Here is a 543-nt window from a genome sequence, read left to right as displayed (position 1 = left end):
GTCCTGACCTGCGACTTCGCCGACGCCCCGACGCGGATCGTCGAGGACCCGGGCCGCCTGCGCCAGATCCTGTTCGCCCTGCTGTCCAACGCCGTGAAGTTCACCGACCAGGGGACGGTGTCGCTGTCGGCGAGCGCCCGCCAGGACCCCGACGGCGAACGGCTGGTCCTGCAGGTCGCCGACACCGGCCCAGGCGTGCCGCCCGAGAAGCTGGCCGAGGTGTTCGAGCCGTTCGGCCAGGCGGACGCCAGCCGCACCCGCGCCCATGGCGGCGCCGGCCTGGGCCTGGCCATCTGCCGGCGGCTGGCCGACGCCATGGGCGGCGAGATCACTCTGGACAGCGTCGTGGGCCAGGGCGCGACCGCCACCGTCGTCCTGCCCCTGCACCGCGCGGGCGCGACCTCGCCGATCGCCGCCTCGGCGCGCGCGCTGGGCGATTGCGCCGTGCTGTTCTGCGATCCGAACCCGCTGACCCGGTCGGTCGTCGCCGGGGTGCTGCGTCCCAAGGTCCGCGAACTGACCGCCGTGGGCGGTCGCCAGGAC

Annotated in this window: 1 protein-coding gene; it reads left to right on the top strand. The window is 75.1% G+C overall.

Annotated features, from left to right (window positions below):
* The coding region (locus J7528_RS24090; RefSeq protein ID WP_291879909.1) for an ATP-binding protein at positions 1 to 543 on the top strand (543 nt) is incomplete at both ends.

The organism is Caulobacter sp., assembly GCF_017744445.1.
In the GTDB taxonomy this organism is placed as follows: domain Bacteria; phylum Pseudomonadota; class Alphaproteobacteria; order Caulobacterales; family Caulobacteraceae; genus Caulobacter.
Note: the sequence above shows the minus strand (reverse complement) of the source record. Positions and strands in the feature narration are given on the sequence as shown.